Raw genomic sequence first — 6,325 nt, forward strand, 5'->3', positions numbered from 1 at the left:
GACCTTCACCAGCCGGGCGCACGTCCGCGCCGTCCCGGCCGGCCGCTCCGTCTGGGCGCGCCCCTTCCCAGGCAGCGCTCTCTCGGGGAGCGTCCTCTCGGCGGGCCACCTCCCGGACCGCGCCATCTCGGGGCGCGCTCTCTCGGGACGCAACCTCCCGGCCCGCGACATCTTGGCCTGCGCCCTCCCGCACCGCGCTGGCCCGGTCGGCGGTGCTCCGGTCGGCGGCGGGGCCGCCGCCGTCGTCGTCCGGACGGTCGTCCCGCGCGTCCGCCGGACCTTCACCAGCCGGGCGCACGTCCGCGCCGTCCCGGCCGGCTTCCTCCTCGGCGCGCTGCCGCCTGCGGCGGGACACCTCCCTCGCCGCGACGCCCACCGCGACCAGCAGCGGTCCCCAGAACTTGGCCGTCGTCAGGACGGCCTGTACCCACCAGGGCGCCGAGATGTCCGGCAGATCGAAGTCGGGCCACGGCACGTCGGGAAGAGGCAGATCCGGCGGATCCACATCGGGCAACGACACATCGGGCAGGCTCACGTCCGGCCACGGCACCAGCTCCACCAGCATCCGGACCAGCACGCCCAGCCCCAGCAGCGGGAGCAGCACTTGCCCGGCCGCCACCACCACGTGCCGCGACGCGTACAGCACCGGATGCGCCCGCGCGAGCGCCTCCCTGCGAGCAGCCCGCGACCCCTCCGGCGGCGCGAACCGCACCCCCTTGCCGTCCGGCTCGTCCGACCCGCCCGACGCATCCGGCTCATCCCCGGACTCTTCGTTGCCGTCCTCGCCCTCCTCCCGGTCGCGCGCGACGAACTCGCACCGCGCGGCCTGCCCGTCGACCAGCCCCGCCACGTCGAACACCGCGCGCACCGCAGCGTCCTCGAACGGCACCGCCACGGGGTTGAAGCCCGAAGCCTCACCGGCGGACTCCCCGTCCACGTACAGGCGCACCCGGCGCCGCCACCCGGCGCGGCTCGTCTCCGCCTCCAGCAGTCGACCGTCGAGCTCCAGCGTCCAGCGGCCCACCGGAGCGCCCTTCAGCGACATTCCCCCAGCCATGCCTTCAGTCTCGGCACCGCCCGCACCCCCGCCATCCCTCCAAGGGAGACCCCGCATAGACCAAAGTCGACGGACGAAGCCGGAGAACCGCGCCCACCACCGGGGGAGCGGACGAGCCGGATGCCGTGGCGCCGCCCCGGCCGACGCGGACCGACCCGGCGCGCCGAACGGCGGCGCACCACCGTGTCGGTGCGCCGCGAGTGCAACGTGAAGCCGGGCGGAGAGTCCCGGGCCTTGCGAGACGGGCACCGCCGGGATGTCCGCTCTCGGCCCGGCCGACCCGGGCCCGCTCTGGCCTTGGTGTAACCCGCCGCCATTAGGTCTTGCTCGTCCGGCCCTGCACGCGGTGAGACGCCCCGACGAGAGCGCCTGGACGAGTCCTGTGGCGAGGGCATCGACAGTCCGGGCGGCGCCCGCGACGCCTTGTCAGCGGCGTTCGTCGGGCGGCACGGGAAGCGGGCGGCAGGGGTCAGTCGGCGAAACGCCAGCGGGACGCGCCGAACGGCTCGGCGGTCGCCACGCCGAACGCCGTGCGCAGGCGCAGCCGGTACACGTGCCACGGCGGGGGCCCCGCGCTCTGCGCGCTGAACGGGGCGGTCAGCGCGTCGCCGTCCACCTGCGCGGGCCAGCCGCCGTCCCGGTATCCGGCCGCGACCGGCTCGAGCACCGCCGCATCGGTGACCCGCACCGCCTCGCCCTCGAGGACCAGGTCCGCCCCCGGCACCCGCACCGAGACCGTGCACGCCGGGTTCGCCGCCAGGTTGCGGGACTTGCGGGTACCCGGGCCGCTGGTGAAGTACACCTCCCCGTCGAGCCACAGCGCACCGATGCCCGCCGCGTGGGGGCGCCCGTCGGGACGGACGGTGCCCAGGAACACCGGCGTCTCCATCTTCGGCAGCGCGGCCACCAGGGCGTCGCGCACGGTGCGCCACTCCAGGGGCCCACCGCCGTAGATGTCGAGGTCCGTGGTCTGGACGGGTTCGCGTTCGGTCATCGTGTCCTCCTTCGGCCGCACGGGCGTCACAAGGACGGACACGGCCGCCGCCCGGAACTCACCGCCCCCGGGCCGCCCGGAAAGAGGACAGGAAACGGCCTCGTTCGGCGCCATACTGGCGGGCGTGACCGACACGACCTCCGGGCGGCTTCTGCGGCTGCTGTCGCTGCTGCAGACCCGCCGCACCTGGACCGGCCCCGAACTGCGCGAACGGCTCGGGGTCAGCGCCCGCACCGTCCGCCGGGACGTCGAGCGGCTGCGCGACCTCGGGTACCCGGTGCACGCCGACCTCGGCGCCGCCGGCGGCTACCGGCTGGAGGCCGGCGCCGCGATGCCGCCGCTGCTGCTGGACGACGAGGAGGCCGTCGCGATCGCCGTCGGGCTGCGCGGCGCGGCCGGCGGAGCCGTCGAGGGCATCGGCGAGGCGTCGGTGCGGGCCCTGGCCAAGCTCGAGCAGGTCCTGCCGGACCGGCTGCGGCGCCGCGTGACCGCCCTGCACACCGCGACCACCCCGCTGACCGGCCCGCCCGCCGGACCCACCGTCGACCCCGCCGCGCTGACCGTGCTCGCCGCCGCCTGCCGCGACCACGAACGCGTCCGCTTCACCTACCGCACCCACGGCGGCGGCGACGGCGGAGGGCCCGCGCGGCTGGTGGAGCCGCACGGGCTGGTGTCGGCGGGCCGCCGCTGGTACCTGGTCGCCTACGACACCGGACGCGCCGACTGGCGCACCTTCCGCGTCGACCGCATGGGCGCCCCGCACCCGACCGGCGCGCGGACGCCGCCGCGGCCGCTGCCGGCCGCCGACGCCGCCGCGTTCGTCACCCGCTCCCTGGCGCGGCGGGCGCCGGTCCGCCGGGCGGTGCTCACCGTGCACGCCTCCGCCGCCGAACTGGCCGACCGGTTCCGCGTCACCGGCGAGGAGATCGAACCCGTCGACGACCGCACCTGCACCGTCCGGACCGCCCCGGACTCCCTGGAGTGGACGGCGCTGCGCATCGCGTTCCTCGACCTGGACTTCGAGGTCCGCGAGCCGCCCGAACTCGCCGAGCGCCTCGCCGCCCTCGCCGTCCGCCTGTCGCGCGCCGCCGCGGCCACCGACCCCGCGGGACGGGGCCGCGGGGACGGCGGCGCGCGCCGGTGAGCGACGATGACGGCATGAGCATCTCCGTCCGCGAGGCGCAGCGGGAGTTCGCCGCCGACGTCGCCTACCTCAACACCGCCACCTACGGGCTGCCGCCCCGCGCCGCCCACGAGGCCGCCCTGGCCGCCGAACGCGGCCGCGCCGCGGGCCTGATGACCGCGCACGCCGCCGACGCCGCCGTCACCCGCTCCCGCGAGGCGTTCGCCCGCCTCATCGGGCTCCCCGCCTCCCGGGTCGCCTGCGGCCCGCAGGTGTCGTACTTCGTCGGGCTGGTCGCCGCGTCCCTCCCGGACGGCGCCCGCGTGCTCGTCGCCGAGGGCGACTTCACCTCGCTGCTGTTCCCGTTCCTCGCCCGCCCCGGGCTGGACGTGCGCGCCGTCCCGCTCGAGGAGATCGTCGACCGGATCGACGCCCGCACCGACGTCGTCGCGGTGTCGGTGGTGCAGTCCGCCGACGGCCGCATCGTCCCCATGGACGACCTCGCCCGCGCGGCCCGCGCGCACGGCGCCCGCGTCCTGCTGGACGCCACCCAGGCGATCGGGTGGCTGCCGGTGCCCGGCGACCGCGCCGACTGGCTGGTGTGCGGGGGCTACAAGTGGCTGCTGGGGCCGCGCGGCACCGCGTTCCTCGCCGGCAGCGAGGAGGCGCTCGCCGACCTCCCGCCGATCGGGGCGGGCTGGTACGGCGGCGCCGACATCTGGGACTCCATCTACGGGACGCCGCTGCGGCTGTCCGCCGACGCCCGCCGCTTCGACCTGTCCCCGGCGTGGGCGAGCTGGATCGGGCAGGCCCCCGCGCTGGAACTGCTGGAGAGCGTCGGGGTGCCCGCGATCCACGCGCACGACGTCGCGCTCGCCCGCCGGTTCCAGGCCGCGCTGGGCCTGCCGCCCGGCGACTCGGCGATCGTGTCGCTGCCCGTCCCGGACGGCACCGCCGAGCGGCTGCGCGACGCGGGCGTGATCGCCTCCGTGCGGGCCGGGCGGCTGCGCTGCGCGTTCCACCTGACCACCACCGAGGACGACGTCGACCGCGCCTCCGCGCTCCTCGCCCCCGTCCTCGCCGGGACGGACGGCGGCACGGTGCCCACGGCCTGACCCGCCCCCGACTCCTCGCGCGCCCCGGCACCCGGCGTCGCTCCCCGCACAGGCGCGAGCAGGCGCCGGGCCCGTAACCGCTCCCGCCGCCAGTCCTCGCCCGGACCTGGGCGCGCGGGGCCCGGACGGCGCCCGACAGGACGGACCCTCCCGCCTACGCCATCGGGGCGCGCCGTCGCCGTCGTCCCTCAGGGGCCGCTCGGCGAGGGGCTCGCCGGGCGGTGGAGCCGTCGATGGGGCGGGCCGGGGCGGAAGATCTTACGAGTCGCTGACAAGGCGGCCGCGCGGGGCCTTTCCGGCCCGTCCGGGCGGGTCCCGCGTCCTACGTTCGTCCGCATGAACGTACTGCTCACCGGGTCGGCCGGATTCATCGGCTCGCACATCGCCGAGGCGCTGCGGGACGCGGGCCACCGCGTCCGCGGCCTCGATCTGCGCCCCGGCGCCGACGACGCGCCCGCCGACGTGCGGGACGGCGCCGACGTCGCCCGGCTGCTGCGCGGAGCGGACGCCGTGTGCCACCAGGCCGCCAAGGTCGGCCTGGGCGTCGACGTCGCCGACCTGCCCGCCTACACGTCGGTCAACGTGCAGGGCACCGCCGTCCTGCTCGCGGAGATGGCCCGCGCCGGCGTCGCCGCGCTCGTCCTGGCGTCGTCGATGGTGGTCTACGGCGAGGGCGCCTACACCTGCGACCGGCACGGCGCCGTGCGGCCCGGGCCGCGGCCCGCGCGGGATCTGGACGCCGGGCGGTTCGAGCCCGGCTGCCCCCGCTGCGGGCGGCCGCTCGTCCCCGGCGCCGTCGGCGAGGACGTCCCGCCCGACCCCCGCAACGTGTACGCCGACACCAAGCTCGCCCAGGAGCACCTGGCCGCGTCGTGGGCGCGCGCCACCGGCGGGTCGGCGGCGGCGCTGCGCTACCACAACGTGTACGGGCCGCGGATGCCGCGCGACACCCCCTACGCGGGCGTCGCGGCGCTCTTCCGGTCCCGGCTGCTGGACGGGCGCGCGCCGCTGGTGTTCGAGGACGGCGCGCAGCGCCGCGACTTCGTGCACGTCCGCGACGTCGCCCGCGCGAACGTCCTGGCGCTGGAGCGGCTCGCGGTGAGCCCGCCCGAACCGGGCGGGCTGCGCGCCTACAACATCGCCAGCGGCGAGCCGCGGACCGTCGGGGACATGGCCGCGGCGCTGGCGGGGGCGCTGGACGGTCCGGCGCCCGAGGTCACCGGCGGGTACCGGCTGGGGGACGTGCGGCACATCGTCGCGCGGCCGGACCGCGCCCGCCGCGAGCTCGGCTTCTCCCCGGCGGTGCCGTTCGCCGAGGGGATGGCCGAGTTCGCCCGCCAGCCCGCCGCGCCCGCCGCGACGCCTACCGGAACGCCTACCGCAACGCCCGCGGGTGCCGCCGTCGAGAGGGTGGGCTCGTGATCGACGTCGTCCTGCCCTGCCTGAACGAGGCGGAGGCGCTGCCGTGGGTGCTGGCGCGGATGCCCGCGGGCTTCCGGCCGCTGGTCGTCGACAACGCCTCCACCGACGGGTCGGCGCGCGTCGCCGCCGACCACGGCGCGCGGGTCGTGCCCGCCCCCGCCCGCGGGTTCGGGGCCGCCTGCCACGCGGGACTGCGCGCCGCCACCGCCGGCACCGTGTGCGTCATGGACGCCGACGCGTCCCTGGACCCCGCCGACCTGCCCCGCCTGGTCGCCGCCCTCGACGACCTGGAGGCGGCGGGCGGACCGCCCGGCCTGGTGCTGGGGCGGCGCCGCCCCACCGGGCGCGGCGCGTGGCCGCCGCACGCCCGGCTCGGCAACGCCGTCCTGGCGCGGTCGCTGAACCGGCGCGCCGGGACCCGGCTGCGCGACCTCGGCCCGATGCGCGCCGCCCGCCGCGCCGCCCTCACCGGACTGGACGTCCGCGACCGCAGGTTCGGGTACCCGCTGGAGACGGTGCTGCGCGCCGCCGCGCGCGGGTGGCGGATCACCGAGATCGACGTCGCCTACCGGCCCCGCACCGGCGAGTCGAAGGTGACCGGGACGCTCGGCGGC

Annotated in this window: 6 protein-coding genes; 4 read left to right on the plus strand and 2 right to left on the minus strand. The window is 77.7% G+C overall.

Features of this window, described 5'->3' with window-relative positions:
• Both DMH08_RS37715 and DMH08_RS37720 read right to left on the minus strand, forming a co-directional pair.
• On the minus strand, positions 1-1,057 hold a 1,057-nt coding region (locus tag DMH08_RS37715), incomplete at its 3' end, for a hypothetical protein (protein ID WP_199748200.1).
• A gap of 469 nt (positions 1,058-1,526) precedes the next feature.
• Positions 1,527-2,051, minus strand: coding sequence for a pyridoxamine 5'-phosphate oxidase family protein (locus tag DMH08_RS37720; RefSeq protein WP_026401735.1), 525 nt, complete (start codon positions 2,049-2,051; stop codon positions 1,527-1,529).
• A gap of 124 nt (positions 2,052-2,175) precedes the next feature.
• Between DMH08_RS37720 and DMH08_RS37725 the strand changes: the two genes are divergently transcribed.
• The 4 genes from DMH08_RS37725 to DMH08_RS37740 all read left to right on the plus strand — a co-directional run.
• A complete protein-coding gene (locus DMH08_RS37725) occupies positions 2,176-3,195 on the plus strand; it encodes a helix-turn-helix transcriptional regulator (protein WP_233618053.1) in 1,020 nt (339 codons plus the stop codon).
• Positions 3,196-3,209: 14 nt separating this feature from the next.
• Entirely contained in the window at positions 3,210-4,289 is a 1,080-nt protein-coding gene (locus tag DMH08_RS37730; protein WP_125621015.1) for an aminotransferase class V-fold PLP-dependent enzyme, read from the plus strand.
• Between the two features lie 336 nt (positions 4,290-4,625).
• Positions 4,626-5,711 carry an NAD-dependent epimerase/dehydratase family protein gene (locus DMH08_RS37735; RefSeq protein ID WP_125621017.1) on the plus strand — a complete coding sequence of 362 codons (1,086 nt, stop codon included), beginning with the start codon at positions 4,626-4,628 and terminating at the stop codon, positions 5,709-5,711.
• The coding region (locus tag DMH08_RS37740) for a glycosyltransferase family 2 protein (RefSeq protein WP_199748201.1) at positions 5,708-6,325 on the plus strand (618 nt) is incomplete at its 3' end. The genes DMH08_RS37735 and DMH08_RS37740, both read left to right, overlap by 4 nt.

Source organism: Actinomadura sp. WAC 06369, from assembly GCF_003947565.1.
Lineage (GTDB): Bacteria > Actinomycetota > Actinomycetes > Streptosporangiales > Streptosporangiaceae > Spirillospora > Spirillospora rifamycini.